Source organism: Actinacidiphila yeochonensis CN732 (genome assembly GCF_000745345.1).
In the GTDB taxonomy this organism is placed as follows: domain Bacteria; phylum Actinomycetota; class Actinomycetes; order Streptomycetales; family Streptomycetaceae; genus Actinacidiphila; species Actinacidiphila yeochonensis.
In genome coordinates this window covers 617,845-644,285 of the sequence record NZ_JQNR01000003.1, presented here as the reverse complement: position 1 = coordinate 644,285, position 26,441 = coordinate 617,845, and the positions used below count along the sequence as shown (strand labels likewise).

At 74.2% G+C, this 26,441-nt stretch carries 29 protein-coding genes and 1 pseudogene; 14 read left to right on the top strand and 16 right to left on the bottom strand.

All coding sequences use genetic code 11. The features are described 5' to 3' along the window. Positions 1-3: 3 nt before the first annotated feature. From BS72_RS04320 to BS72_RS04305, 4 genes are read right to left on the bottom strand one after another with little or no spacing between them, the layout of a single operon-like run. Positions 4-201, bottom strand: a complete 198-nt coding sequence (locus BS72_RS04320) for a DUF397 domain-containing protein (RefSeq protein ID WP_037906520.1) — start codon at positions 199-201, stop codon at positions 4-6. 18 nt (positions 202-219) lie between these two features. Beyond that, entirely contained in the window at positions 220-414 is a 195-nt protein-coding gene (locus tag BS72_RS04315; protein WP_037906518.1) for a DUF397 domain-containing protein, read from the bottom strand. Between the two features lie 18 nt (positions 415-432). Further along, entirely contained in the window at positions 433-633 is a 201-nt protein-coding gene (locus BS72_RS04310; protein WP_037906515.1) for a DUF397 domain-containing protein, read from the bottom strand. A gap of 14 nt (positions 634-647) precedes the next feature. Then, a complete protein-coding gene (locus tag BS72_RS04305) occupies positions 648-1,508 on the bottom strand; it encodes a helix-turn-helix domain-containing protein (protein ID WP_198545754.1) in 861 nt (286 codons plus the stop codon). Between the two features lie 283 nt (positions 1,509-1,791). On the opposite strand from BS72_RS04305, the gene BS72_RS04300 reads away from it, so the two are divergent. From BS72_RS04300 to BS72_RS04290, 3 genes are read left to right on the top strand one after another with little or no spacing between them, the layout of a single operon-like run. Beyond that, positions 1,792-2,079, top strand: coding sequence for a hypothetical protein (locus BS72_RS04300; protein ID WP_157856144.1), 288 nt, complete (start codon positions 1,792-1,794; stop codon positions 2,077-2,079). Beyond that, the gene (locus BS72_RS37050) at positions 2,076-2,888 is read left to right on the top strand and encodes an ATP-binding protein (RefSeq protein WP_051950667.1); all 813 of its coding nucleotides are present in this window, start codon (positions 2,076-2,078) and stop codon (positions 2,886-2,888) included. The genes BS72_RS04300 and BS72_RS37050 overlap by 4 nt, the downstream gene beginning before the upstream one ends. Positions 2,889-2,933: 45 nt before the next feature. After that, a complete protein-coding gene (locus BS72_RS04290; RefSeq protein ID WP_037906512.1) occupies positions 2,934-3,401 on the top strand; it encodes a hypothetical protein in 468 nt (155 codons plus the stop codon). 130 nt (positions 3,402-3,531) lie between these two features. On the opposite strand, the gene BS72_RS04285 is transcribed toward BS72_RS04290, so the two are convergent. From BS72_RS04285 to BS72_RS33600, 8 genes and pseudogenes are all read right to left on the bottom strand, one after another. Next, positions 3,532-4,392: an ECF transporter S component gene (locus BS72_RS04285; RefSeq protein WP_078900996.1), complete on the bottom strand. Its 861-nt coding sequence runs from the start codon at positions 4,390-4,392 to the stop codon at positions 3,532-3,534. Next, positions 4,389-6,011, bottom strand: a complete 1,623-nt coding sequence (locus tag BS72_RS04280; RefSeq protein ID WP_037906509.1) for an ABC transporter ATP-binding protein — start codon at positions 6,009-6,011, stop codon at positions 4,389-4,391. The genes BS72_RS04285 and BS72_RS04280 overlap by 4 nt, the downstream gene beginning before the upstream one ends. Continuing rightward, positions 6,008-7,252, bottom strand: a complete 1,245-nt coding sequence (locus BS72_RS04275; RefSeq protein ID WP_407638923.1) for a CbiQ family ECF transporter T component — start codon at positions 7,250-7,252, stop codon at positions 6,008-6,010. The genes BS72_RS04280 and BS72_RS04275 overlap by 4 nt, the downstream gene beginning before the upstream one ends. Before the next feature lie 146 nt (positions 7,253-7,398). Further along, positions 7,399-8,136, bottom strand: coding sequence for an SCO2322 family protein (locus tag BS72_RS04270; protein ID WP_037906507.1), 738 nt, complete (start codon positions 8,134-8,136; stop codon positions 7,399-7,401). Continuing rightward, positions 8,133-9,404, bottom strand: a complete 1,272-nt coding sequence (locus BS72_RS04265) for a prenyltransferase/squalene oxidase repeat-containing protein (protein ID WP_037906505.1) — start codon at positions 9,402-9,404, stop codon at positions 8,133-8,135. Before BS72_RS04265 ends, BS72_RS04270 begins: the two co-directional genes overlap by 4 nt. 199 nt (positions 9,405-9,603) lie before the next feature. Beyond that, entirely contained in the window at positions 9,604-9,894 is a 291-nt protein-coding gene (locus BS72_RS39410) for a DUF397 domain-containing protein (RefSeq protein WP_037906503.1), read from the bottom strand. Positions 9,895-9,909: 15 nt separating this feature from the next. Then, positions 9,910-10,764 carry a helix-turn-helix domain-containing protein gene (locus BS72_RS04255; RefSeq protein WP_037906501.1) on the bottom strand — a complete coding sequence of 285 codons (855 nt, stop codon included), beginning with the start codon at positions 10,762-10,764 and terminating at the stop codon, positions 9,910-9,912. Positions 10,765-11,287: 523 nt separating this feature from the next. Continuing rightward, positions 11,288-11,893 (bottom strand): annotated as a pseudogene (locus BS72_RS33600) (TetR family transcriptional regulator); the annotation flags it as partial. Between the two features lie 577 nt (positions 11,894-12,470). Between BS72_RS33600 and BS72_RS04245 the strand changes: the two are divergent. From BS72_RS04245 to BS72_RS04215, 7 genes are all read left to right on the top strand, one after another. Further along, positions 12,471-14,015, top strand: a complete 1,545-nt coding sequence (locus BS72_RS04245) for a glycosyltransferase family 4 protein (RefSeq protein ID WP_198545753.1) — start codon at positions 12,471-12,473, stop codon at positions 14,013-14,015. Beyond that, complete coding sequence (locus BS72_RS04240; protein WP_051950666.1) at positions 14,015-14,875, top strand: class I SAM-dependent methyltransferase; 861 nt, start codon at positions 14,015-14,017, stop codon at positions 14,873-14,875. Before BS72_RS04245 ends, BS72_RS04240 begins: the two co-directional genes overlap by 1 nt. Next, a complete protein-coding gene (locus BS72_RS04235) occupies positions 14,872-15,954 on the top strand; it encodes a prenyltransferase/squalene oxidase repeat-containing protein (RefSeq protein ID WP_037906498.1) in 1,083 nt (360 codons plus the stop codon). The genes BS72_RS04240 and BS72_RS04235 overlap by 4 nt, the downstream gene beginning before the upstream one ends. Positions 15,955-16,035: 81 nt before the next feature. Continuing rightward, the gene (locus tag BS72_RS04230; protein ID WP_051950665.1) at positions 16,036-16,737 is read left to right on the top strand and encodes a class I SAM-dependent methyltransferase; all 702 of its coding nucleotides are present in this window, start codon (positions 16,036-16,038) and stop codon (positions 16,735-16,737) included. Between the two features lie 43 nt (positions 16,738-16,780). After that, complete coding sequence (locus BS72_RS04225) at positions 16,781-17,716, top strand: N-acetylmuramoyl-L-alanine amidase (RefSeq protein WP_051950664.1); 936 nt, start codon at positions 16,781-16,783, stop codon at positions 17,714-17,716. 147 nt (positions 17,717-17,863) lie between these two features. Then, entirely contained in the window at positions 17,864-18,811 is a 948-nt protein-coding gene (locus BS72_RS04220) for a DUF5336 domain-containing protein (protein ID WP_037906492.1), read from the top strand. Between the two features lie 195 nt (positions 18,812-19,006). Then, positions 19,007-19,294 carry a hypothetical protein gene (locus BS72_RS04215; protein WP_037906490.1) on the top strand — a complete coding sequence of 96 codons (288 nt, stop codon included), beginning with the start codon at positions 19,007-19,009 and terminating at the stop codon, positions 19,292-19,294. Between the two features lie 108 nt (positions 19,295-19,402). Here the strand turns inward: BS72_RS04215 and BS72_RS04210 are convergent, their stop codons facing one another. The 3 genes from BS72_RS04210 to BS72_RS04205 form a co-directional block, all read right to left on the bottom strand. Beyond that, positions 19,403-20,713: a sensor histidine kinase gene (locus tag BS72_RS04210; protein ID WP_232792204.1), complete on the bottom strand. Its 1,311-nt coding sequence runs from the start codon at positions 20,711-20,713 to the stop codon at positions 19,403-19,405. 308 nt (positions 20,714-21,021) lie between these two features. Then, a complete protein-coding gene (locus BS72_RS39085) occupies positions 21,022-21,150 on the bottom strand; it encodes a hypothetical protein (RefSeq protein ID WP_265736773.1) in 129 nt (42 codons plus the stop codon). A 675-nt stretch (positions 21,151-21,825) separates the two neighbouring features. Next, entirely contained in the window at positions 21,826-22,254 is a 429-nt protein-coding gene (locus BS72_RS04205; protein ID WP_037906487.1) for a PIN domain-containing protein, read from the bottom strand. A 497-nt stretch (positions 22,255-22,751) separates the two neighbouring features. On the opposite strand from BS72_RS04205, the gene BS72_RS04190 reads away from it, so the two are divergent. The 4 genes from BS72_RS04190 to BS72_RS04175 all read left to right on the top strand — a co-directional run bounded on the left by BS72_RS04190 (position 22,752) and on the right by BS72_RS04175 (position 24,955). Beyond that, positions 22,752-23,222 carry a hypothetical protein gene (locus BS72_RS04190; protein ID WP_157856143.1) on the top strand — a complete coding sequence of 157 codons (471 nt, stop codon included), beginning with the start codon at positions 22,752-22,754 and terminating at the stop codon, positions 23,220-23,222. A 151-nt stretch (positions 23,223-23,373) separates the two neighbouring features. Further along, positions 23,374-23,760, top strand: a complete 387-nt coding sequence (locus BS72_RS04185; RefSeq protein WP_051950663.1) for an immunity protein TriTu family protein — start codon at positions 23,374-23,376, stop codon at positions 23,758-23,760. Then, complete coding sequence (locus BS72_RS04180; protein WP_051950662.1) at positions 23,760-24,416, top strand: hypothetical protein; 657 nt, start codon at positions 23,760-23,762, stop codon at positions 24,414-24,416. Before BS72_RS04185 ends, BS72_RS04180 begins: the two co-directional genes overlap by 1 nt. After that, positions 24,413-24,955, top strand: coding sequence for a hypothetical protein (locus tag BS72_RS04175; protein ID WP_051950661.1), 543 nt, complete (start codon positions 24,413-24,415; stop codon positions 24,953-24,955). Before BS72_RS04180 ends, BS72_RS04175 begins: the two co-directional genes overlap by 4 nt. Before the next feature lie 127 nt (positions 24,956-25,082). On the opposite strand, the gene BS72_RS04170 is transcribed toward BS72_RS04175, so the two are convergent. Further along, positions 25,083-26,171: a hypothetical protein gene (locus BS72_RS04170; protein ID WP_051950660.1), complete on the bottom strand. Its 1,089-nt coding sequence runs from the start codon at positions 26,169-26,171 to the stop codon at positions 25,083-25,085. Positions 26,172-26,441 lie beyond the last annotated feature (270 nt).

Below are 26,441 nucleotides of genomic sequence, written 5' to 3'. Positions count from 1 at the left end.
TCGTCAGTTACGCAGGTCGTTGGTGGTGACGGCGGTGAGGAAGGCGGCGAAGGCGGCGGGGGTGAACTGGAGGGTGGGGCCGTCCGGGTTCTTGCTGTCCCGGACGGCCACGGTTCCGCTGGTGACGGCCACTTCCACGCACTGGCCGTTGCCGCTGCTGTGGCTGCTCTTGTGCCAGGTGGTGGGGTTGGTGGCCGTCATGCGGGACTCCTTCGTCGGTCAGCGGAGGTTGTCGTGGGTGACAGCTGTCAGGAAGTCCGCGAAGGCCGCCGGGGTGAACTGGAGGGCGGGGCCTTGCGGGTTCTTGCTGTCCCGGACGGCCACGGTTCCGCTGGTGACGGCCACTTCCACGCATTCGCCGTTGCCGCTGCTGTGACTGCTCTTGTGCCAGGTGGTGGGGTTGGTGGCCGTCATGGGGGACTCCTTCGTCGGTCAGCGGAGGTTGTCGTGGGTGACGGCTGCCAGGAAGTCCGCGAACGCGGCCGGGGTGAACTGGAGGGCGGAGCCTTGCGGGTCCTTGCTGTCCCGGATGGCCACGGCCTCACCGGTAGCGGCAATCTCCACGCAGTTGCCGGCGTCGCCGCTGTAGCTGCTCTTCCGCCAAGCGACGGTGGTGAGGTCTGCCTTGTTCATCCTTGCCGTTCTCCTTAGTTGATTTCCGTGGCCACGCTCATGGCCAGACTCGCCGAAGCCTCGGGACTCAGAGCCATGGCTCGGAGGTGGTCGAAGCTCTGTGCGTGTCTCTGGACGTCTGCTTCCGCTTCGAGGAAGAGGTCCCCTCCGAGGCTCTCGATGTAGACGAGAGCTGGGTCTGCCGGATCGGGGAAGTCCATGAGAGCGAAGCTCCCCTTCATCCCAGGGTGTGAGCCGGCCCTGAAGGGAACGACCTGGAAGGTCACATTGGGCAGCTCGGCGAGTTGTACGAGCTGGTGCAACTGGTCCCTCATGACTTTGCCGCCGCCCACCGTGCGGCGGAGGGCGGCCTCGTCAATGATGGCCCACAGATCCAGCGGGTTCTCCCTGTTGATGACACCCTGCCGCTCCATTCGCGCCTGCACCCAACGGTCCACCTCCGAGTTACTGGCGGTCGGACGCATGCCCTTGATCACCGCCCGTGCGTACTCCTCGGTCTGGAGCAGGCCAGGGATGAACAGACTCTCGTAGTTGCGCAGACCCCGAGCCTCGGACTCGAAGCTGATGTAGGCAGTGTATTCGTCCGGGAGTTCGGCGTGATATGGCCTCAGCCAGCTCTGTTCGTCGGCCTGGCGGAGAAGGGCCAGGATGTCCGCACGCTGCGGGTCCACGACCCCGTAGAGGTCGAGCAGGCCCATCACGGTGCGGCGCTGGGGGCGGACCCGGGCGGACTCGATCCGATAGAGCGTCACGTTGCTTATGCCCGTGCGTGCTTCGACGTCTTCCCTGGTCAGGCTGCTCACATCGCGGAGCCGACGCAGCTCTCCGGAGAGTCTGCGGAGGCGGATGGTGGGTGTCTGACGCTTCGCTGGCACTCGCTCAACACCTTTCGTTCGCACGACGGGTTGCGGCGAGTCTGACCGAGATCCGCCCCTTCGAGCAAGTTGACTTGCGGGTGTAGTCACTGCATCGGAAGAGGTTGCATTCGTGGGGTGATCGAGCGCATCCTGTTCGCACGCACTCTGCCACCCACCGCATTCGGACAACTGCGGAGTGGTGCGGAATCCACCCCTGCGGTAGGGGGGCGCGTGGGTGCACGAACGGCTCGTTGGTAGTGAAGGGAGGCCCGACGTGGGAAATCCGCCCATGTATGGGTACATGCGTGTGGAGGCGGAGCAGGCGGATCACGAAGTGGCCGCCGCCGAGCAGGGGTTACGGGCGTACGCGGAGGCCGAAGGGCACGCGCTGGTCGGTATCCGCCACGAGGTTGTCGACGGGAGCCTGGCCGAACTGGCCGGGCTGGTACGGGAGATCGCGCAGGAAGGCGGCGGGCCGGTGGTCGTGCCGTCGAGGGCGCACTTCGGACGGGGTGAGGCGTTGCGGGCGAGTGTGTCGGCCTGGGTGGAAGCCGTGACGGGCAGCGAGCCGCACGAGGTGGAGCCGTGAGCACGCCGGCGGTCCAGGGGGCCGCGCAGAGCTGTCTGTACGTGACGTCGATCCGGCTGACCGCGGTGCTCACCGCCGTCGGTGCGGCCAGGGAGTTCGTCCGGCGGACCCTGGGGGAGTGGCGGCTCGGCGCGCTGACGGACAGCGCCGAGCTGATGGTGTCGGAGCTGGTCACCAACGCGGTCAAGAGCAGTGGGCCCGGAACCGAGCCCGGCATCGACCCCCTGGCGTCCTGCGGGACCGCTGTCGGTGTCGGTGCCGAGGGCGGGCCGTACCGCGTGGTGGGGGTGCAGTTGCGCGCGGCCGGGGGCAGCCTCTACGTCGAGGTGTGGGACCGGGGCGCGGGTGCGCCGGTACTGAGGGAGCAGACGCTGGACGCGGAGGGCGGGCGCGGCCTGTTCCTCGTGGACATGCTCAGCAGTCGGTGGGACGTCTTCCGTCCGGCGGCGGGCGGCAAGGTCGTCTGGGCGGAGCTGCCGTTGGACGACGCGGCCGTGGCGCGGCCGTTCGGGGCGTGCGGCCAGGGCGCGGACCTGCCGGAACGCGCCCCCTGGACGGCCGAGTCCGTGTCGGGCACCGACCTCCTCCGCCTGGAACAGGCGTTGACGCAGCGGGTGCTGGACGGCCTGGCGGTCGCCGGCATCTCCGTACCGCCCTCCGTCCCCTCCGTCCCCGTCCCCGTCCCCGCCGCCTCCGCCGACGCCGCCGTACCGCGCACCGCCGCCGCCCAGGCGGCCGTACAGACCCGTACCGGAACGGACAGCGACCGGACCGACCCGCACAACCCACCCGCTCCGGCCCCGGAGTGACCTGAAACCGAGGCGCCGGTGCCGCGGACGGTGCACGATCGAAGGGTGGAGTACGCGGACATGGAGAACTACGAGCGGGACCCCGTCGAGGTGCTGGAGTACAGCGACGACCTCGCGTGCGGCGATGTGGGCCGGGAGATGATGGACTTCCTGACGGCCCGGTTCGGCGAACTGGTGGACGCCCAGCCGGTGGGGACGGAGGCGCGCTGGGCGACGGAGCGGCTTCGCGACGTGACGCTGTCCGACTGCCGCCACCTGTCGGACATGCTCACGTCCTGGGAGGAGATCGTCGGCACCGGCCGCGCCGAGAGGCCGGGGCTGAACCAGGTGCTGCGCCAGGACATCGGGATCTGGTGGAACCGGATCATCCGCACCACCCGCCGGTTCAGGGAGCACCCCGACTTCCTGCCGAGGTGGCGCTACCTGCCCTACCACAACGCCGAGTTCGAGCGGTTCCTGAAGATGGTGGCCAAGGACCACGTCATCCGGGACCTCGAAGAGTACGACGACTGATCCACCACCGACTGATCCACCACCGACTGATCCACCACCGACCGATCCACCACCGACCCGACCCACGGCGACAGCAGGCCGGCGCCCCGGACAGCCCGGTCGGCTCGGCGCCCCGCCCCCGGCCGGGGGCTCAGCGGAAGACGGCCCGGCGGGTCGCGCGGCGAAGGGCGCGCAGGACCGCCGGGCCGAGCGCGTACGACAGCACCGCGGTGAGCGCGGCGCGCGGCAGGTCCCAGCCCATGGACGTCGTCAGGCAGTACGTGGCGAAACGGGCGAGGTTGGCGGCGGGCGAGGCGTGCGGGTCGTAGGAGATGTCCGAGGCGAGGCCGCCGATGTAGGGCCAGCCCTGGAGGTTCATCACCGTGCCGTACGCCACCGCCGAGACGGCCCCGTAGACGGCCAGCAGGAGGAGTTCGGCCCGGCCGCGCAGGGCCGCGGCGCCCGGCAGCAGGCCCGCGCCCATCGACACCCAGCCCATCGCCAGCATCTGGAACGGCATCCACGGGCCCACCCCGCCGGTCAGCAGGGCGGAGGCGAACATCGTCAACGAGCCCAGCGTGAAGCCGAATCCGGGCCCGAGGACCCGGCCGGAGAGCACCATCAGGAAGAACATGGGCTCGATCCCGGCCGTGCCCGCGCCCAGCGGCCGCAGTGCCGCGCCCGCCGCCGCGAGCATGCCGAGCATGGCGACGGCCTTGGCGTCCATCCCCGTGTCGGTGAGCGTGGCGACGACCACCGCGACCAGCAGCGGCAGCAGCAGGGCGAACAGCCAGGGCGCGTCGGCGCTGTGCGCGGCCACCGACGAGCCGTGCGCGGCCAGCAGCGGCCAGCCGAACGCGGCGACGCCGACGGCGGAGACCACCGCGAGCGCGGCGGCCGAGCGCGGCCCGATCCGCACCGGGCGTGCCACGTCGTCCCGGGGGCGGGACGGGAACGCGGGAGCGTCGGCAGCGGCCGCCGCGGCGCCCTCCGTCCCCTCCGGCGCGGTCACGACGCCGCCCCCAGCGCGTCCCGGACCTGCGCGACGGTCAGCCACGGCGCCGGGGCCAGCACCTTCGCGACCTGCGGGGCGAAGGCGGGGGAGGACAGGACGACCTCGGCGGCCGGGCCGTCGGCGACGACGTCGCCCTCGGCGAGGATCACCACCCGGTGCGCGAGGTCGGCGGCGAGTTCCACGTCGTGCGTGGCCAGGACGATCGCGTGCCCGTCGGCGGCGAGCCGGCGCAGCAGGGCGACGAGCCGGGCCTTGGCGGCGTAGTCGAGGCCGCGGGTGGGCTCGTCCAGCAGCAGCACCGGCGGGCGGGCGGTGAGCACCAGGGCCAGGACGAGGGTCAGCCGCTGGCCCTCGGACAGGTCGCGCGGGTGGACGGACGGGTCGACGCCCGGCAGCAGCTCGGCCAGCAGCGCCGCGCAGGTGCCGGGTTCGGCACCGGCGTCGTGATCGGCGGCGGCGCACTCGGCGGCCACCGTGTCGGCGTAGAGGAGGTCGCGCGGCTCCTGCGGCACCAGGCCCGCGTGGCGCAGCAGTTGGGCCGGGCGGGTGCGGTGCGGGACGGCCCCGGCCACCTCGACGCCGCCGCCGGCCGGGGTGTGCAGGCCGACCATCGCGGACAGCAGCGTCGACTTGCCGGCGCCGTTGCGGCCCATCAGCGCGACCGTCTCACCCGCGGCCACCGTGAGGTCCACCCCGTGCAGCACCTCCGTCCGGCCGTGCCGCACCCGCAGGCCCGCGCAGCGCACCAAGGCGCCGCCGTGCGCCCTGGCCTCCAGCAGCGGGGTCGGGGTCGGGGCACGGTCGGCGAGGCGTTCGCGCAGGTCGGCGGCCTTGCGGCGGGCGTCGCGGACCGACAGCGGCAGCGGCGACCAGCCCGCCAGCCGGCCCAGCGCGACGACCGGCGGGTACACCGGCGACAGCGCCATCACCTCGGCCGGATCGCCCATGACGGGCTCGGCGCCGGGTCCGGGGAGCAGGACGACCTGGTCGGCGTACTGCACCACCCGCTCCAGCCGGTGCTCGGCCATGAGCACGGTGGTGCCCAGGTCGTGGACGAGGCGTTGCAGCACCGCCAGCACCTCCTCGGCGGCGCCCGGGTCCAGCGCGGAGGTCGGCTCGTCCAGCACCAGCACCTGCGGGCCGACGGTGAGTACCGAGCCGATCGCGACCCGCTGCCGCTGCCCGCCGGAGAGGGTGGCGATCGGGCGGTCGCGCAGCTCGGCCAGGCCCAGCAGGTCCAGCGTCTCCTCCACCCGGCGCCGCATGGTGTCCGGCGGCACGCCCAACGACTCCATGCCGTAGGCGAGTTCGTCCTCCACGATGTCGGTGACGAAGTGCGCTGCCGGGTCCTGGCCCACCGTGCCGACCACGTCGGCGAGTTCGCGGGGGCGGTGGGTCCGGGTGTCCCGTCCGGCCACGGTGACGCGGCCGGTGAGGGTGCCGCCGGTGAAGTGCGGGACGAGGCCGTTGACGGCGTTCAGCAGCGTCGACTTGCCCGTGCCGGACGGCCCCACCACCAGGCACAACTCGCCTTCGGGGATGGTGAGGTCGAGGGCGCGCAGGGCGGGGGCGGCGGCGCCGTCGTAGGTGATCGTGGCGTTCTCGAAGCGGATCATGGCACCGGGGGTTCGGTCGCGGCGGGTGTGGTGTCGTCCTCGTCCTTGGCCTCGTCCGGCCGGCCTTCGCCGGCGGCGGCGGGGCGGGGCCGGGCGGGCCCGGGTTTCCCGCGCGGGGCGCCCGACGCGGCGGCGGAGGTCCGGGGCGCCGGGGCCGTCGGGGCCTTCGGGGCCGTCCGGCCGGTGGCGGGGGCCTGCTCCGGCCGGGGCGCGGCGAACGCCGGGACCAGCGCGGGGAGCAGGGACAGCGCCGGCCACAGCGGCAGCGTCGGCGCCGTGAGCGGGAACGCCGCCGGGTCGAGCGCGTCCGGGGCGTAGGAGGAGGCGGCGACGAGCAGCGCGGCGACGGCGACACCGGAACCGGCGACCAGCCACGCGCGCGGGCCCCAGCGGTCCGGGCGGTACCGGGTGCGCACCGTGCGGCGCCCGCCCAGCCGCAGCCCCGCGACCGCCGCCGCCAGCCCGGCCAGCAGCACCGGCAGCCCGTACCCGGAACCCGTCGACGACAGCAGCCCGTACGTGCCCGCGCACACACCCAGCAGCCCGCCGAGGGTGAGCACCGCCGTCGCCCGCCGCACCCCGGGCGCCACCCGCGCGGTGCGGCCGTAGCCGCGCGCGTCCATCGCCGCCGCGAGGGCCACCGACCGTTCCAGGGCGCCCTCCAGCACCGGCAACCCGACCTGGAGCAGCGCCCGCACACCCCGGTCCGGACGGCCGCGCAGCCGCCGCGCCGCCCGCAGCCGGGCCACGTCGGCGACCAGGTGCGGGGCGAACGTCATCGCCACCACCACGGCCACGCCCGCCTCGTACAGGGCGCCCGGCAGCGACTTGAGCAGCCGGGCCGGGTTGGCCAGCGCGTTGGCGGAGCCGACGCACACCAGCAGCACGGCCAGCTTCATGCCGTCGCGCAGCGCGAAGACCACGCCCTCGGCCGTCACCGGCCCGCCGATCCGCACCCCCTGCGCCCAGCCGGGCAGCGGCACCTGGGGGAGCGTGACCAGCACGTGCGTGCCCGGGATCGGCGAGCCGAGCAGCACCGCGAAGACGACGCGGACGCCGAGCACGAACACCCCCAGCCGCAGGAACGCCCCGTAGGAGCGGGCCCAGGGCGCGTCGGTGCGGCGGGCGGCCACCACGTAGCCGGCGACGGCCGCGACCAGGGCGAGGAGCAGCGGGTTGCTGGTGCGGGAGGCGGCGGTGGCCAGGCCGAGGGCCCAGATCCACCAGGCGCCCGCGTGCACGGCGTTGGTACGGTCCGCGCGCGGCGCCCGCAGCCGCGCGGCGGCGGACCGGGACCCGCGTCCGGGCCGGGCGTTCCCCTCGTCCGAGGCACCGGGTCCGGCCGGGCGGTCGCCGCGGCCCGAGGGCGCGGGCGGGCGCGGGGCGGTCACGTCCGGCGTCGGCGGGTCTGCCACACGCCGGCCAGCGCGATGACGAGGACACCGCACGCGCCCGCGATCAGCCCGAGGCGCGGCCCGCCGGAGCCGGAACCCGAGCCGGAGCCGGAGTCCGAGCCGGCGGGGGACGCCGTGGTGGTCGCCTTCGTCGTCCCCTTGCCGTCGGAGGAGGAGACCTCCTCGCCGCAACCGGTGCGCGGGTAGCCGGAGATCGCGCACAGCACGCCCGCGGAGTCGTACCGCAGCGGGCGGGCCACGGCGGCGAGCGCGTCGGCGGAGGACGCGCCCGTCGCGACCTGCGCGCACGCGGTCCGGACGGCGGGCGGGGTGGCGCCGGAGGGCGCGTCGGCCGCCGTGCCCGCGTCGATCACCAGGGCGATCCGCTTGTGGCCGGCGACCGGCTTCGTGGTGCCGCAGATCGTCGCGAAGTCGGCGGCGCCGCGCGGCTGGGCGGCTTTCGCGGCGGCGTCCTCGCTCACGGCGAAGCGCCACCCCTCGACGCTGCCGTCGGCGGGGGTGTGCATGGCGGGGCCGGTCTGCGCGTACGTCCAGGTGGTGCCCGAGCGCAGCCAGTACGACCAGTACCGGTAGCCGGTGGCGGAGGCGGGCGCGGCGGCGGCCAGCAGCGCGCAGACGGCGAGCAGGCCGGCCAGGACCGGGCCCGCCGCCACCGCGAGACGGCCGCGCGGAGTCCGCGCGGCCGGGTGCGGCGGGCCGCCGGGGGTCACCGGGTCCGCCGGTTGCGGGAGGCCATCAGCAGGCCGAACCCGATCCCCGCCACCAGGCACACGGCGATGATGATCCAGGTGCTCGTCTGGGACGAGGACTTCTTGTGGTCGGACGTGGCCGCCTGGTCCTGGCCCGACGACGTGGCCGAAGCGGCCGGGGCCGCCGCCTTCGCGGGGGTCGGGCCGAGCGCCGTCAGCTGGCGGACGAGGTCGGCGCCGTCGGCCTTGTGCGGGTCGTTGCCGGTGGCGTAGGCGGCCAGGACCAGCTGGGAGAGGGCGGCCGGGTTGCCGTGCGACCAGGCCGCGGAGTTCCCGGCGAGCCAGGCGTACGCCTGCTTGGCGGCGTCGAGCTGGCCGCCGGAGGCCAGCGCGGCCACGGCGTCGGCGGTGGTCCCGTAGTCGGGGGACGGCTTGTCCGCGCCCGGGGTGACCGCCGTGAGGTGCCCGCCGCCCTTGGTGAGCTGCGCGGTCAGCCAGGCGGCGCCGGCGTCGGCGGAGGCGCCCGGGGTGAGGTTCGCGTAGGCGTCGGTCGAGCCGGAGGCGCCGCACGCGGGCACCTTGGCCGCGGTGTTCGAGGCGGGCGCCTGGACGATGAAGCCCGCGCTGCGGCTGCCGCGTACCGCGTCGGCGGTGGCCTTGGCGTTGACGGAGAGCGTGCCGTTCGACGGGTAGCCGAACGCGCCGCGCTCGGCGGCCTTGTCACGGCAGCCGAACTGGAAGCCGCGCAGCGCCTCGAAGGAGGTCGCCCCGCCCGGCGCGGTCACCTCGGGGTTCAGCCCGGCGGCCTGGAAGGAGCCGACCACGACGGCGGTGGAGTCCGGGTCGGAGGCGCCGCCCGGGTTGTACGACCAGCCGCCGTCCTTGTTCTGCGCCTGCCGCAGCCAGCCGGTGGCCCGGGTCACCGCCTGCTGGTGGCCGCCGAGCGCGGCCAGCGCCTGCACGGCTATGCCGGTGGAGTTGGTGTCCTCGGTCTTCGGGGTGCACGGCGTCGCGGTGTCGGCCCGGAAGGAGGCGAAGCCGCCGTCGGCGCACTGCTGCCCGGTCAGCCACGAGACCGCGCCCGCACCCGGGGTGACCCCGGCCGCGTGCAGCGCGAGGAACGCGTACGACTGGCGCCACACCCCGTCGTACGTCGGGTCGGCGGTGCCGTACAGCCCGGCCGGCGGGGTCGCGGCCCCGGCCGGAGCGGCGCCCAGCAGCGGGGCGGCGCCCAGCAGGGGCGCGGCCAGGGCGGCCAGGAGGAGGGCGGCGCGACGGCGCAGGGGCATGGGGACGCCTTTCGGGGTTCGGGGAAGCCCTCACCTTAACCCGCGCCCGGGGCCCGCCCCGGCCGGGCCCACCCCGGCGGGACCCCGCCCGGGCACCGGCCCCGGGCGCCACCCGCGCACGTGGGACGGGTGCGGGGGCTGCCGGGGACGCGCCGTCGCGGGGGCGGGGCCGTGGCGGGCGGCGGGGTGCCCGTGGCCGTCAGCGCGGGTCCGACGGCGGGGTGCTCGTCACCGTCAGCGCGGCTCCGAGGGCGGGGTGCCCGTGGCCGTCAGCGCGGGTCCGGGCGCCCCGGCCCCGGCCGCGCGGGAGGGGCGGCGCCGTCTTGAGGGAGCGCAGGAACAACGCGAGGTCGCCTCTGGTGGTGGTGAGCACCACGGCCGGGTCGTCGCTCTCCCTGAGCAGCACCGCGCCGCCGGCCGCCGTCAGCTCGACGCACTCGCCCGCCTCCTGCGAGAACGTCGACTTCTGCCAGGTCAATGACGTGTACACGGTTTGCTCGGCCTTTCACAGGTCGCGGATCACGGCGCGGATGAACTCCTGGGACCGCTCGCGGTCCAGGGAGTCCTCGGTCAACTGCTCGAACCGCGCCTGGTACTTGCCCAACTGGGCCGCCGCGTGCAGCATCGTGACGCCGTGGGCGGAGTCGGTCTGCACGGTGTCCAGTTGGGGTACCGGACCGGCGGCGAAGTGCATCACCTGGCCGGAGCCCATGTACCCCCCGCCCGCGAACGGGACGACCCGCACGCTGACGTGGCCCAGGCGGCTCACCTCCAGGAGGTGCTCCAGCTGCTGCCGGGTGACCTTGGGACCGCCGAACCGCATCCGCAGGGCCGCCTCGTGGATCACCGCGCCGTACGGCACGGGCGTGCTCCGGTGGAGCACCTGAGCCCGCTCCATCTGGAACGCGACATGCGCCTCAAGGTCGTTGGGCGGCAGCGGCGGAATGGCCTTCGCGTTGACGGTCCGGCTGTACATCTCGGTCTGGAGCAGGCCGGGGATGTGCGAGAGCTGGATCGAGCGCAGCCCGGTGGCGTGGTGCTCCATCTCCGCGATGTCCAGCATCCACGCGGACACCACTCCGCGGTACGCCTCCCACCAGCCCTTGCGGCCGTTCCCGACGGCCATGGCGACCAGCGCCTCCACGAGGGCGGTGTCACCGCACTCGTAGAAGGCGGCGAGTCGCCGTAACCGCTCCTCGCTGACCCCGAGTCGGCCTGCTTCGATATGGCTCACCTTGGCCGGGTCGGTGCCGAGCAGCCGTGCGGTGTCGCGGGCGGTGATCCCGGCCGCCTCCCGCATCTTCCGCAGTTCCGTTCCCAGACGCTCCTGGCGGGCGGTCGCGGTGCTTCTCAGCGGCATGACGTCCCTTCTTGATGCACGGTCAGAGTCTGCCGTCCCGCTCACGCCGGGTCCACATCGATTCCGGAGGATACGGAGATACGGCGACAATAGGGAGGCAATGTTGCAGTGGCGCAGTATTGCACCAAATCGCCTCGGGCTCGTCCGCTGGCTCTAGTCAACTCCCTTGTGGGGAACGGAGTTTGCATGTCGCCTCGGGACCGGTCGGGGGGCCGTGGGAGCAGTGTGGCGCAGCTGCCCCAATGCGGCGGAAGGGCCAGGCGGGGTCAGCTGTTCGCTGTGGGCGAACGTCAAACGGGCTCCAGGACTACCCCCGGGGGTAGTCGCAAGAGCGGGTGGGCTGGTCGGCCGTGGTGGATGGGCTGGTCGACCACGGCGGGTGGGCTGGTCGGGCGGTGCGGCGGGGCGGTTCGACGGCGGGCGGTCCGCCGCGGTGGCGCCTTCGCCGGGCCCTGGCGGGGTCTTCGCGGGGCCCTCGTGCGGCCTTCGGCGGGGTTCGGCGCGCGGTCGCGGGCGGCCGGCGTCAGCTGTCGAGCAGGGAGCAGGCCGTCCGCAGGTCGCCGCTCACCTCGGCCACCGTCGCCCGGCCCGAGAGCCACGCCACCAGTACCGCGTGCCAGGTGTGCTCGATCACCCGGACGGCCGAGGACTGCGCCGCCGACGGCCGCCCTTCCGGGCCCAGCGCCGCAGGTCCGACGGCCTCCAGGATGATCGTGGTGGTCAGCCGGGAGACGGCCGCCACCTCCTCCCGCACCGACCGGTCGCCGAAGATCACCGCCCGCACCATCGCGTCCGCCAGCAGCGGTTCGCGCTGGAGCGCGCGGAAGGCCCGCAGCAGTGTGTCGGCCACCCGCTCCCCGGGTTCGGGCGCGATCGGCGGACGAGTACGCAGCGCGGTGTGCAACTGCACGAGTTGGTCCTCCATGACGGCCACCAGGAGGTGGATCTTGGAGGGGAAGTAGCGGTAGAGGGTGCCCAGCGCCACGGCCGAGGTCTCCGCGACCTCACGCATCTGCACCGCGTCGAAGCCGCCCCGGCAGGCCAGCGCGGTGCTGGCGGCGAGGATGCGGGTGCGGCGGGCCTCCTGGCGCGCGGTGAGCCCGCCCGGACGGGGACGGGGGTCCGGGGCCCCGGCGGAACGGGTCGCCGCAGCTCCGGGGGCGGATCGGCCGGCTTGGCCGGCTCGGTCCGACCGTTCGGCCCGGTGGTCTCGTGCGGCTCGGTCGGCTTGGTGGGCTCGTTCGGATCGGTCGGTTCCACGGGTTCCCTGCGCGCCATGGGTTCCACGGGTTCCCTGCGCTCCACGGGCTTCAGGGGTGCCGTCGGCGCCGGAGGGCCGGGGGGCTTGCGGGGTGCCCGCAGCCGCGCCCGCTTCGTGTCCGCTGTCCATCGCCGTCCGCCGTTCCGTCCCGCGCCGATCTGCTGCTTGTCCGCTTGACCGCTTGACCGCTTGACCGTTTGCCTGCTTGACCGTTTGTCCGCTTGCCGGCTTGTCCCTGGGTCCCGCGCTTCTTCCGCGCGCTCCTCGTCCGCCGCCGCGGCGCCGATGCCCGTCCTGCCGTTCCTCGCCTCCGCTCCGTACCGGCTGCGGCCCAAGGCCCCGGCGCGCGGGTGCGGCCGTCGCTCTGTACCATCAAGCTGAAACTTGTTCTAGATTAGCGCGACCGGTTAGGCTCCGGCTCGATCGCGGCGAGGAGGGGGCCGGAGTGACCTCACAGGCCACGCCACTGCGGATCGCCCTGCTCAGCTACAAGGGGAACCCCTTCTGCGGTGGTCAGGGCGTCTACGTCCGCCACCTGGCGCGCGAGCTGGCCGCGCTCGGCCACAGCGTCGAGGTGATCGGCGCCCAGCCCTACCCGGTGCTCGACTCCCTCGGCGAGGGCGTCACCCTCACCGAGCTGCCCAGCCTGGACCTCTACCGGCAGCCCGACCCGTTCCGCACGCCGGCGCTGGCCGAGTACCGGGACTGGATCGACTGGCTGGAGGTCGGCACGATGTGGACCGGCGGTTTCCCCGAGCCGCTGACCTTCAGCCTGCGGGCCCGCCGCCATCTCGCCTCCCGACGCGGCGACTTCGACGTCGTCCACGACAACCAGACGCTGGGCTACGGTCTGTTGGGCCTGGACATGCCGCTGGTGACCACCATCCACCACCCCATCACGGTGGACCGGCGGCTGGAGTTGGACGCCGCCGAGGGACGCCGCAAGCGGTACTCGGTCCGCCGCTGGTACGGCTTCGTCCGCATGCAGAAGCGGGTGGCGCGGCGGCTGCCGTCGGTGGTGACCGTCTCCGGCTCCTCCCGCGACGAGATCACCGCGGACCTGGGCGTGCGGCCCGAGCGCATCCACACCGTGCCCATCGGCGCCGACGCCCGGCTCTTCTCGCCCGACCCGTCGGTCCCGAAGGTGCCCGGCCGGATCGTCACCACCTCCAGCGCGGACGTGCCGCTCAAGGGCCTGGTCTTCCTGGTCGAGGCGCTGGCCGAGGTGCGGGCGCGGCGGCCGGAGGCGCACCTGGTGGTCGTCGGCAAGCGCCCCGAGAACGGCCCGGTGGCAGGGGCCATCGCCCGACTCGGTCTGGAGGGCGCCGTCGAGTTCGTCAAGGGCATCAGCGACGCCGAGCTCGTCGGCCTCCTGCGCGGCGCCGAAGCGGCCTGCGTGCCCTCGCTGTACGAGGGCTTCTCGCTGCCCGCCGCCGAGGCCATGGCCACGGGGACGCCGCTGGTGGCCACCACCGGCGGGGCGGTACCCGAGGTGGCCGGGCCCGACGGGGAGACCTGCCTCGCCGTCCCGCCCGGCGACGCGGGCGCGCTGGCCGCCGCGCTGGCACGGCTGCTGGACGACGCGGGGCTGCGCGCCCGGCTGGGCGCGGCCGGACGGGAACGGGTGCTGGCCCGCTTCACCTGGGCCCGGGCTGCCGAGGCCACGGCCGAGGTGTACCGGGCGGCGATCGAGCGGCAGGGTGGCCGGAGCCGGGCCGCTGCCGCCCGAACGGCCATGTCCACCGCAGGTGTTGAGACGCCCCCCGGGCTCCGGGACGGGGTTTCCGCCGAACGGGCCCCGTCCGATGGGCGGTCCGCCCCGGCCTCCGTCCAACGCGCCGATGCCGAGCCGCGGTCCACTGAACGTCCGGCCCAACAGGGCCATGCCGCACCGCAGTCCGCCGCACCGCAGTCCGCCGCACCCGAGCGCGTGGCGCCGCCGTGCGTCGAACCGTCCGAACCGGGGAGCCCCGTGGGGAGCAAACGCTGATGCTGACCGTCGACTTCACCCGCTTCCCGCTCGCCCCCGGCGACCGCGTCCTCGACCTCGGATGCGGCGGCGGGCGGCACGCGTTCGAGTGCTACCGCCGGGGCGCGCGGGTCGTCGCCCTGGACCGCAACGGCGAGGAGGTGCGCGAGGTCGCGCGCTGGTTCGCCGCGATGCGGGAGGCCGGGGAGGCGCCCGCCGGCGCGAGCGCCACCGCGATGGAGGGCGACGCGCTCCACCTGCCGTTCCCCGACGAGAGCTTCGACGTCGTCATCATCTCCGAGGTGATGGAGCACATCCACGACGACAAGGGCCTGCTCGCCGAGATGGTGCGGGTGCTGCGACCCGGCGGCAGGATCGCGATCACCGTGCCCCGCTACGGGCCGGAGAAGGTGTGCTGGGCGCTGTCCGACGCCTACCACGAGGTGGAGGGCGGCCACATCCGCATCTACCGGGCCACCGAACTCCTCGAACGCGTACGGGAGTCGGGCCTGCGCCCGTACGGCACGCACCACGCGCACGGGCTGCACGCGCCGTACTGGTGGATCAAGTGCGCGGTGGGCGTCGACAACGACAAGGCGCTGCCGGTGCGGCTGTACCACAAGCTGCTGGTGTGGGACATCATGAAGAAGCCGCTGGCCACCCGGCTGGCCGAGCAGGCGCTCAACCCCGTACTCGGCAAGAGCTTCGTGCTCTACGCGACGAAGCCGCACCTGCCGGCCGGCGCCGTCCCGCGCCCGGGGACCGGGGCAGGGGCCGTCCCGGACGCCGTCGGCCCCGACGACGCCCTTCCGGGCGCGGCCGACTCGGACACCGTCCCGGGCACTGTCCCGGGCACCGCCGCCGCGGACCCGGCACGGTGACCCCACCGGGCCCCGGCCAGGGCCGCAGGACCGAACGGCTCGAACTGCCCGGAGTACTCACGGCCGAGCAGGCCGAGCAGACCGTCGCGGCCCTCGCCGGCCTCCAGCGCGAGGACGGCGCCATCCCGTGGTTCCGCGGCCACCACCTCGACCCGTGGGACCACACCGAGGCCGCGATGGCGCTGGACGCCGCCGGCGAGCACGAACGGGCCGGCGCCGCCTACGAGTGGCTGGCCCGCCACCAGAACCCCGACGGCTCCTGGTACGCCGCCTACCAGGACGGCGACGCCGCCCGCCCCACGGACCTTGGCGTGGAGTCCAACTTCTGCGCCTACGTGGCCGTCGGCGCCTGGCACCACCTCCTCGCCACCGGCGACGACGCGTTCGCCGACCGGATCTGGCCCACCGTCCGGGCCGCCGTCGAGTACGTGCTCGCCCTCCAGCAGCCCGGCGGCCAGATCGGCTGGCGGCGCGACGCCGACGGCACGGTGGTGTCCGACGCGCTGCTCACCGGCAGCTCCTCCGTCCACCAGGCGCTGCGCTGCGCCCTGGCGCTGGCCGAGCACCGCGGCGAACCGCAGCCCGACTGGGAGCTGGCCACCGGCATGCTCGGCCACGCGGTGCGCCGCCACCCCGAGCGGTTCCTCGACAAGTCCCGCTACTCCATGGACTGGTACTACCCGGTGCTCACCGGCACCCTGCGCGGCCCGCGCGCCGAGCGGCGGCTCGACGAGGGCTTCGCCCGCTTCGTGGTGCCCGGCCGCGGGGTGCGCTGCGTCGTCCCCAACCCGTGGGTGACCGGCGGCGAGTCCGCCGAACTCGCCCTCGCCCTCTGGGCGGTGGGCCGCTCCGACCAGGCGCTGGGCATCCTCACCGACATCCAGCAACTGCGCGCCGAGGACGGCCTCTACTGGACCGGCCACGTCTACACCGACGACGCCTTCTGGCCCGAGGAGCGCACCAGTTGGACGGCGGCCGCGGTCATCCTCGCGGTGGCCGCGCTGTGCGGGGACGAGCCGACCGCGTCGGTCTTCGCCGCCGACCGGCTCCCGGTCGGCCTCGCCCCGGAGTGCTGCTGAGCGCCGCCGACCCGGCGACCGTCAGCGGCTGACGCCGGGCCGGATATCGGCCGCGCAGGTCAGGGGCCCTACGCTGGCCCGATGGACGTGGACACCACCAGCGCGGCAGCCGCCGGGAGCCCGGACGCCGACCGCCCCGCCGCCGACGTGCTCGCCGCCTTCGAGGCGGCCCAGGGCTTCATGCCCACCGACGAGGGCCTGGCCCTGTACCGCGCGGCGCGGGAGGCCGCCGGGGCGGGGCTGCCGCTGCTGGAGGTGGGCACGTACTGCGGCCGCTCCACGATCCTGCTGGCCGCGGCCGCCGCGGCGGCCGGCACCGTCGCCGTCACGGTGGACCACCACCGCGGCAGCGAGGAGCAGCAGCCCGGCTGGGAGTACCACGACCCCGGCCTCGTGGACCCGGCCACCGGCCGGATGGACACCCTGCCCGTCTTCCGCCGCACCCTGTACGCCGCCGGGCTGGAGGAGCACGTGGTGGCCGTGGTCGGCCGCTCGCCGCAGGTGGCGCGGCTGTGGCGGCAGCCGCTCGGCCTGGTCTTCGTCGACGGCGGCCACACCGACGAGCACGCCACCGCCGACTACGAGGGGTGGGCGCCCCTGCTGGCCCACGGCGGCCTGCTCGCCGTCCACGACGTCTTCCCCGACCCCGCCGACGGCGGCCAGGCCCCGTACCGGATCTACCGGCGGGCGCTGGCCTCGGGCGCCTTCACGGAGGTGCTGCACCACGGCTCGCTGCGGGTGCTGCGGCGCACCGCCGGGGACGTCGGGCAGGCCCTGCCGTAACGCCGGGTGCACGGCACCGGCGCGGGCCGATAGAGTCGCGGGCGTGTCCAGCAACGAGTCGCACGGGGGCGGCCGTGGCGGCGGAGCCCCCGCCGTGGCGGCCGCGGTGGCGGCGCTCGTCCTCCTGAGCGGCTGCGGCGCGGCCGGTACTGGCACCGGCGCCGGCGGGCAGGACGCCGCTGACGCGGCCGGCGGCACCCTCGCCTCGGCCGGGCCGTCCGCCACCGCCTCCCACGCAGCCTCGTCGGCCTCGCCCGGCGCCAGGGCCGAAGAGCTTCCGCTGGCCGGCCGGACCGTCGTCCTCGACCCCGGGCACAATCCGACGAACCACCTGCACACCAAGGAGATCGACAGCCTGGTCGGCATCGGCACCAACCGCAAGGAGTGCGACACCACCGGCACCGAGACCGACGCCGGCTACCCGGAGGCGTCGTACACCCTGGACGTGTCCCGGCGGGTGCGCGCGATCCTCGCCGCCCGCGGTGCCAAGGTCGTCCTCACCCAGAACGGTGACCGGCCCTGGGGGCCGTGCGTGGACGAGCGCGCCGAGATCGGCAACCGGGCCCACGCCGACGTGGCGCTCTCCATCCACGCCGACGGCGCTCCGGCCGCCGACCGCGGCTTCCACGTGATCGCGCCCGAGTCGCTGCACGAGGGTGCCGCCGACACCCGTGCCATCGCGGCGCCCTCGCTGCGGCTGGCGGACGACCTGCGGGCCGACTTCAAGGCCGCCACCGGCGAGCCGTTCGCGGACTACCTCGGCGGCGGCAAGGGCCTCATGGTCCGCGGCGACCTCGGCGGGCTCAACCTCTCCACGGTGCCCAAGGTGTTCATCGAGTGCGGCAACATGCGCAACGCGCGCGACGCCGCGTCCCTGACCGACCCCGCCTGGCGGCAGCGCGCCGCCGAGGGGATCGCGAACGGGCTCACCGCCTTCCTCGACCGCCCCGACCAGGGCGCCCCGCCAGGGAAGGGGTGACGGGCCCGTAGCAGCCGCAACCGAATCGCGCACCAAAGCGCGGACCGGCCAACCGGTCCAAGGCGGCACCCGTACGATGGGCACCGCGTTCGGCGCCCTTGTACAGGCCACCGGACCGCAAACGAACCGCAAAGGACAGGACCTGACGTGAACATCCGCTCCCTGACCCGAGGAGACGGCGCGGTGATCGGAGCCGCGGTGCTGCTCCTGATCTCCTCGTTCCTGCCGTTCTTCAGCTTCGACGCGGGCGTCCTCGGGCACGACAAGTCGGTGAACTCCTGGAGCGCGGGCCTGTTCCCGATCCTGCCGTCCGTGACGCTGGGCGCGCTGGCGGCGGCGCTGCTGCTCGTCCTGCACCGCCAGCAGCCGGCCCGCCAGGTCGTCGGCCTGACGCTGGAGCAGTGGTCCACGGCGGTCTCCGTCACCGTCGGCTGGGCCGCCCTGTGGTCGGCCTTCTCCACTGCCATCCCGAACATCGCCGACGGCGCCAACAACGGTGTCAGCAAGGGCGCGGGCGCGTGGCTGACGCTGGTCTTCGGCCTGGTGCTGGCCGTGGCCGCCGTCATGGCGAACCGGCTCCCCGCGCTCAAGGCCCCGCTGGTGAGCGCCCCGCAGCCGCAACAGCAGCCCTACGGGATCGGCGCGCAGCCGCAGTTCGGCATGAACCCGCAGGCCGGCGCCGGCTACGGCTACCCCAACCCGGCCGCCACGCAGCCCGTTTACGGCACCCCGGCCCCGCAGCCCCCCTACGGCGGGACCCCGGCGCCGCAGCCCCCGTACGGCGGTTCCGCCGCCGCCCCGGGCCAGGACCAGGCCGCGGCTCAGGCCCAGGCCCAGGCCCAGGCTCCGCAGGCCCAGCAGCAGGCGCCGGCCGCGCAGGCGCAGCCGTCCTCGGCGGACTTCGCCGCGTTCTGGTTCGCCGTCCCGGTGCCGCGCCCGCTCTTCGCGGAGGACGGCAGCGGCGGGCAGATCGCCGAACTCACCCCCGGCACTTGGTACCTGGCCGTGGACCAGCGCGGCCAGGCGCTCATCGCGCAGACCCAGGACGGCCGGCGCGGCGTGCTCCAGGACAGCAGCGGCATCCAGCGCGGCTGATTCGGTCCGTCTCCCGACGGAACGCGGCGGCGGGCCGCCCCCTCACCAGGTTCACCAGGGGGCGGCCCGCCGCCTTTTCCGTTTCGGCGGGCCGCACCAGGGGCACCGGCGACGCGCGCCGGGCGACCCGAGGAGACGGCAACAGGTGTGCGAAAGCCCGGGTTTCGGGCGGGGGGCTCCGGCAAGAAGAGCCTCATGGCCAGACGGTACGGCGGCAACCCCGCCGCGGTGATCATCCTCATCGCCGCAGACATCGCTTCGCTCATCCTGATCCTGTGGATCCTGTTCTTCCTGCTCGACGCCAACCGCGGCAACGAGCTGGTCATGGACGTCCACCACGCGGCCGACTGGCTCGCCGGCTGGTCCCGCGACCTGTTCACCGTCCACAACGACGACTGGCGCACCATCCTCAACTACGGCCTGCCCGCGGCGGTTTACCTGCTGATCGCGCACGCCGTAGCGGGCCGGGTCAACCGCGCCTGAAACCGCGTCGACTGAGGCGGCGTCAGGCGTGCCAAGTGCGTCAGGTTGCGTCAGGTTGTGCCGGATCGGCGGATCGGCGGACTACCCGGTCCCGGCCGCACCCGAGCCCTACGGCGAGCCGTCCTGTGACGGCCCCACCGGCAGCTCCGCCCGCACCTGGAACCCGCCGCCCGGCGCGGGACCCGAGGCGAGCGAGCCGCCGGCCGCCGCCAGCCGCTCGGACAGCCCGCGCAGGCCCGTTCCCGTCCGGTGCACGCCCGGCGCGGCGGGGCCCGGGCAGCCGCAGCCGTCGTCGGTGATGGTCAGCCGGGCCACACCGCCCTCGGTACGCAGCTCGACGACCGTCCGCGAGGCGCCGCTGTGCCGCACCACGTTCGTGACACCCTCGCGCACCACCCAGCCCAGCAGCGCCTCGGTCCGCGGCGGCAGCGGCGGCCCCGACTCGCGCACCTCGACCTCGACATCCGAGGCGGCCAGCACGGAGCGGGCCCGGTCCAGCTCGGTGGACAGGCTGCCCTCGCGGTAGCCGGTGACCGCCTCGCGGATCTCGGTCAGCGCCTGCCGGCCGACCGACTCGATGTCGGCGACCTGTGCCAGCGCCGCGTCCAGGTCGCGGTGGGCCAGCCGCTGCGCCGCCTCGGACTTCACCACGACCACCGACAGGGTGTGGCCGAGCAGGTCGTGCAGGTCGCGGGAGAAACGCAGCCGCTCCTGCGCCACGGCCGCCCGCGCCAGCTCCTGCCGGGTCGCCTTCAGCTGGTTGACCGAGTGGAAGAGGGTGATGATCACCGACACCACCAGCCCGGACAGGAACGTGCCGTAGGCCAGGCTCACGGTGGACCAGAACCCCTGGTGGTGCACGGCGGACGCGACCCCGGCGGCGGCGCTGATCGGGATCAGCATCAGCCCGATCCCGCGCCGGGTGCGGGAGACGGCGCCCGCGGCCAGCGCCACCAGCACGAACAGCAGCAGGAAGTTCCTGCCGTAGGCCAGGCCCAGCGCCAGCGTCAGCCCGCCCAGCGCGCACAGCAGCCGGAACGGCACCGGGCCGCCGCCCAGCCGCGGGCTGAACGCCGCACGGACCACCGTGACGTACAGCACGCAGAAGAGGGCCAGACCGGCCACGGCGGGCCACGGGTCGGCGAGGCGGCCCTGCGCCAGATCGGAGGCCGGGCCGGCCGTCATCAGCAGCCACCCCAGCAGCGCGTTGCCGTCCGGGGCCTTGAGCCGGTCGACCTCCTCGTCGAAGTCCTTCGTCCGCTGCCACCACCAGTCCCGGCCGGACGCCCGACCCGTCGGCCGTACGGCCGACGACTCCCCGGTGGCGGTGCCGTCGGCGCCGCCTGTGCCGCCTCTGTCACCGGTAGGCGGTGGCGTTGTCGGTCGTGGTGTCGTCGGTCGTGGTGTCGTCGAGTCCACTGCTTGCCGTCCCCGTCCAGGTCCCCGTACGGCGCCGCGCTCTCCACGGCACCCGGCCCCGCCGCCACGGCCGGGCCGGCGCCCACTCCGGGGACGCGGGCCCCGCGGGTCAGGCGGGGCGGGCCGCCGGGCGGGGAGCACCGGCCACGGTACCCAACCCTCGGGCCACGTTGCCCCGGGCGGACGCGCGAGGCCGGACACGAGGGCCGGAACAGCGGACGGCGGCGGTCCGGGGCCCGAGAGCCCTGGACCACCGCCGTCCGGCCGGTCGCGGCCGGTCACTGCCCGGCCCCGTGCGAGCGGCCCGGTCAGTCGCCGTTCTCGTCGCGGCGGTGCCGCCCGTGCGGTGCGGCGGTCTCGGCGTCGTCGTTCGAGGCCGACCCGCGGTGCCGTCCCGCGGTGTCCTCGGCGTGCTCGGCCGTGCGTGCGTCCGACATGTCTCCCGTGCTCCCCGTGCTTGCTGCTGTTCGCTGACAGACCCCTGAACCCGGGAACCCCTGGCCCAGCGGTCGCATTCCCGGCTGCCGAACGCCGACCGGTCGGTCCAACCGGCGGAGGCGCGGCCCGCGCCGAGGGCGGCCGACCCGCGTCCCGGGCGGTACAGCCGACAACCCGCCGTCCGACACCGCGCGGTCCCACCGCCACCTGCGACGACACGCCCACATCGGGCGCTTGCCCAGAAACGCTGGCGAGTCTACCGATCACGCCCGAGCCCGCCGATCACCACGCCGCGCCCGTCACGGACCCGTCACGGACCCGTCACCGAGCCGAGACACTGCGCCCTCCAGGCCGGAGCGGGAACCCGGACCCACCGGGGCCGGCGACCCGGCCGGAGACGACATGAGAGTGTCCGGCACCGGCCTGTCCGGCACCGGAACCATCCGGTGGCGGTGGCGGTGGTGGTAGCGGTGGCGTTCGGATCGGAGTGGAGCGGCTCCTCGACCGCGGACCCCAGCGGCCGCTGTACAGGGCTGACACCTGAGCGGACCACGACGTTGAGAGGATGACCTCCGGACAGCGCCCGTCCACCGTCCGCGTATGCCCACGACCGCCCGCCGAGCCACCCGCCACGATGAACGTGCTTCTCCGGGTCCCTGCGGACATCGACCTTGCTAGGCGCTGAAGTCCCACGGGTTGACCACTACGGCGCCAGTTCGCTCCAAGTGCCTGATATTGCGGCTCGCCACAGTCCAGTTGTTGGCAAGCGCGGTGGCGGCGATGAGCGCGTCCGGCGGGTCGATGTTCGTCCCGGCTGCCTTCAGTGCTTTGTGGACAGCGAGGTAGGCCGTGGCCTCACGTTCGCCGATCGGCGCGATACGGTCGCGGTATTCCTGTCGGGCAGCTGCGAGGACCGCGGCATACCGCGCTTGCCGTGCGCGGTCTGGCGTGGCCGTCACGCCGGCTTCGATCTCGGCGATGGTGATGACGCTCAGGAAGCGGTTGGGGCGCGGTGTTGATCGCAGCCACGCCACCACGCAAGGATCAGGTCGCAGGCGCGTGGTGAGTTCCGCGACGACGTTCGTGTCCAGCAGGTAGATCACCTATCGCCTACCGGGTCGTCATCGTAGGAGCGTGCGCCGAACTCCAGCCCTTCGAAGGGTTGGGACAGCAAGAAATCTTCGAAACTGTCAGTGGCCAGTCGGATCCATCGGCTCAGCATCTCCGGGAGCGCCTCCAGCTCCGTGTCTGCGAGCTCGGCGTCGAAGTGCCGGGCTTGATCCTCCGGCAACGACTCCCGGATATCGCGAATTGTCCGTAGCGGGTGTGCTGTCGTCGCAGACCCGGACGGACGCGGAACGTCACCAGGTGCACTGGTCATCGTCATCCCCCGTCGCTGCACGTAGGCTGCTGTCTCCCACCAGATTAAGGGCACTGCCCATCCGCGCGTGGCACCCTGCCGCTCTCACCGTTCTCACCGCTCCTCGCCAAGGTCGTGGACGTGGACGTGGGGCGAGTCGCGCTCGCCGCCGTAGGCGCTGACGTGGGCGCGCTCGGGCGGGAGCGGGGCACTGGTTTCGAACATGATCGAGGTGGAGCTGTGGACGGGCTGGCGGTGACGTTCCGCGCCCTGGAGGCCCGCTACTTCCGGAAGGGGGAGGTGATCCGTGCCGACGAGCCGGTCGACGGCTTCCGTGAGCCGGAAGACCGTCTGCTCGCCGATCATCCGCGGATGCGCCGCATCGTGGTGAGGGTCCTCCCGACGTGGCCGCTCGCCCGCTTCTGCCTCCACTGGAGTGACGGGAGCGACCTCGCGGCCCTGGACGCGCGGGTCGCGGCGGGTACGGCGACCGAGGCCGACTTCGCCGGCGCCGTCGTCGGTGAGGCTCTCGGTATGAGGCACCAGCCGTGCGGGGCGTACCTGCGCGTGGTGGCCCTGGACCCGGTTCTGCCGTTGTTCTCCGACTCCCTGGCCCGTTCACGTGTGCACGCGTTCCAGTCGGCGTGCCCGGTCTGCGGAGAGCGTCTGTCGGCCGCCGTGTTGGAGTTCGTCGGGGTGGGAGAGCCGTGAGGACAGGCCGCGGCCAGTGCCAGGGGAGCCCCCGCGGCGTCGTCGGCGTGCCCGTGGCGTAGCGTGCCGAAGCTGTCGGTGCCGCGGTGCCGCGGTGCCGCAAGTGCCCGACCGGGTCGGACATCCGGCGGCTGATGGAGAGGGGACGACCGTGGACCAGCCGCTGCTGCCCGCGCTGAGCGCCTGGGTCGCCGGTCGAGCCGTGCCGCTTGCCGCCGAGGGCATCGTGGTGCACGTGGACGAGTCCCCGTCCGGGTGGGCCAAGGCGAGTATGACCGTGGCGCTGGACGGTCCGCGGGCCGTGGGCCGGTTGACGGTGTGGGACACCGGTGAGGCGGAACTGGAGTACGGCGTGATCGCGACGGGCCAGGTCGAGTGTGAGCATCGCGACCTGGCCTCTGCCCGGGACCTGCGGCAGGCTCTGGCGGACCTGACCGGCCGGCTCCGCGGGGGCCGCCACCGTCGTGAGGCCGGATGTGAGGCCGGCGCCAGGGCCGGGGAAGCCACGCACATCGAGAACGGGTTGGGTGAGGACTGATGGCGGAGATCGACGCGGTCGTCGATCGGAGCGGATACCTGGATATCCGCTCTCGTGCCGCGGTGACCTTCGATCTCGATGCCAGGCTCCCTGGCCAGGCGTTCAGGGAGCGGGCGGGGGACGCGTTGTTCTGTGAGTTCGACGTGCTGCTCACTCCGGAGCTCTGGCCGGCACTCCGCGCGATGGCCCGGTGGCACGGGGACGACCGTATCGACATCCTCGTCCTCGAACCGGACCGCGACGGTTTCTCCCTCCGCGAGAGGCTGGGATATCCGGCGGTATCCCTGTCCGTCGAGGCAGGTGAGGACGGGTACTGGGCTGCGGTCGGCTACGAGTGCGACGGCGACTTCGCGGAGTCGCTCACGATCTCGGCGAATGTCGTCGCGCTGACCGGAGCATCCGGAAAATGGGGGTGCTGGGGCGAGAGAGATCCCGAGGTGGCGATCTTCCAGGGTTTCCCCGACGAGGCCGCGCGCAGTGAATGGTGCGCCCGGTTCGGTCCCTTCCTGGACGTGGCGGGCGCGCTGGAGTCCTATCTCCCGCCGACGTTCGCCGGTTGGACCGTCCCGGACGAATACGCTGCGGCCCTGGCGGCCAACTACGGCCCTGTGGGTGGCGGGACGACCGAGCCCGCTTGCGGAGGCGGCGAGCGGTGAACGAGGAGGCCGTGGGCAGGATTCTGCGGGAGAGTTTCCCCGAGGTCGATGCGAACGATCCGGTCGCGTACGTCAGCGAACTGGGCGACACGGCGCAGGCCCTCGCCTACTCGTATCTTTTCTGGCCCAGACTGATGGAATTCGAGGGAGCGGTCTTTCTCTGCCTGTGGGGGGATGACGAGGCGCACATCAGAGAACGCATGGTCACGCCCGCTCCTGGCGGGAGCCGGGCTCCCCTGTCCTGGGCGGACGCGGTCGACGGCTACAACTACTTCGAACTCCAGGAAATGTTCAGGATGATCAGAGGCACAGGAGAGAACAACGAGGCTGCCGCCAGAGAACTCGGCGCGGTTCTGGTCGAGTCGTGGAGGGCGAGGCTGGCGACCGCGTATCCGGTGCGGATGTTCAGGGTCGAGCTTGTCGCCCCTGACGAGTCCATGGGCTGGTGCGTCGCGGTAGCGCAGGAACTCCCGGAACTCGTGCCCCCGGCGGGATGGAACCCGAGGAGACGCGCGATCACCGGCGATTCGGGTTCCTGATCGCGGCGCGTCGAAGCCCCTGCTCAAGCCCCTGCCTGCTGGGATCAGCGGTCGCTGACCGGTCCGCCGGCACCCAGGCCGGTCGGCCGGCGACGGGGCTCAGGCCACCGGGCTCAGGCCACCGGACTCAGCGGCGCCTGCTGCAACGGCAGCACCGCCGGAGTCCGGACGCCGGGCAGCGCGGCCCGGCCCGGACGGCGCTCCAGCGCCGCCAGCGGCGGGGTGTCCCCGCACCGGTCCGGCGCGGTGGGCAGGGGTACGCCGACCGGGGAGGCCGACCCGGCGGGAGAGCACGGAAGGCCAGGGATGTCGGGGCCGTCGGGGCCGTCGGGGCCGTCGGCGGCAGGGGGGTCGTAGGGGACGAGGGTCGGGGCGCGGCGGGCAGCCGCAGGGGCGCCGACGGCAGCCACAGCGCGACCGGGCCGAGCCAGTCGCGCGGCACCGCCCGCCAGTGCAGCGTCCGGCCGCCCGGCCGCCACAGCGCCAGCGACCGTTCGCCGCCGGGCACCTCGCAGCGCAGCGCCACCACCGCGGCCTCCGGGGTGAGGATCTGGCCCGGCTGGGCGGCCACCGGCGTGAGCAGCGCCCCCGGCAGCCGCAGCGCCTCGGGGAAGCGGACCGGGTGGCGGCTGCCGAGCACGCCCCAGCCGAGCCGGTCCTCCCCGGTGGCGTCGCTGCGCACCAGCATCAGCCCGCTGTCCGGCTCGGCCAGCAGCAGCCGGTCGTCGCTGGCCTCGGAGAGCTGGAGCAGCGGGCTCACCGTGCCGGAGCCGAGGTCGACGGCGACCGACTTCGTCCGCCCGCCCAGCTCCCGGTCCAGCGCCAGCAGCCGCCCGTCCCGGTCCAGCCACACCCCGCCCGTGCACCGGCCGGGCACCCGCGCCAGCCGGACCAGCCCCCCAGCCGACACCCGGTCCGACGCCCCGCACACCCGCCACACCTCGGTGGCCGAACCGTCGTAGGCGGTGGCGAACGCCCCCACGGCCGAGGCCGGCAGCAGCCGCACCTCCGTACCGGCCAGCGAGCCCACGGCCAGCGAGCCGGTACCCGCACCCGACGGGTAGAGCAGCACCAGATCGGCGCCGCCGCCGTTCGGCCGGGCGGCCAGCACCCGGCCGTCGGGCAGCGGCAGCACGCGCGTGTCCGGCGCCTCCGGCGAGCCCTCGGGCAGCGCCACGGTGTACGGCTCGGGGCTGTCCAGGGACCACCGCTCCACGTACCAGCCCGCTCCGGCCCCGCCCTCCGCCGCCTGGACGGGAGCCGGGCCCTGGGCCGGGGCGGGGGCGCGGCCAGGCAGGCGGCGTACGTGCCGTCGGCGGCGATGGCGAAACCGGTGCGGCGCACGGAGCCTCCCCCGGCCCGGGCAGCCGAGGAGGCGCCCCCGGTCCCGGTCCCGGTCCCAGTCCCGGCCCCGCCAGCGGCGGGCTCCGGCGCCGTCGCACCCAGGGGTGCCGCACTCGTGTACGAAGGGGACGCCGGGGGCGTG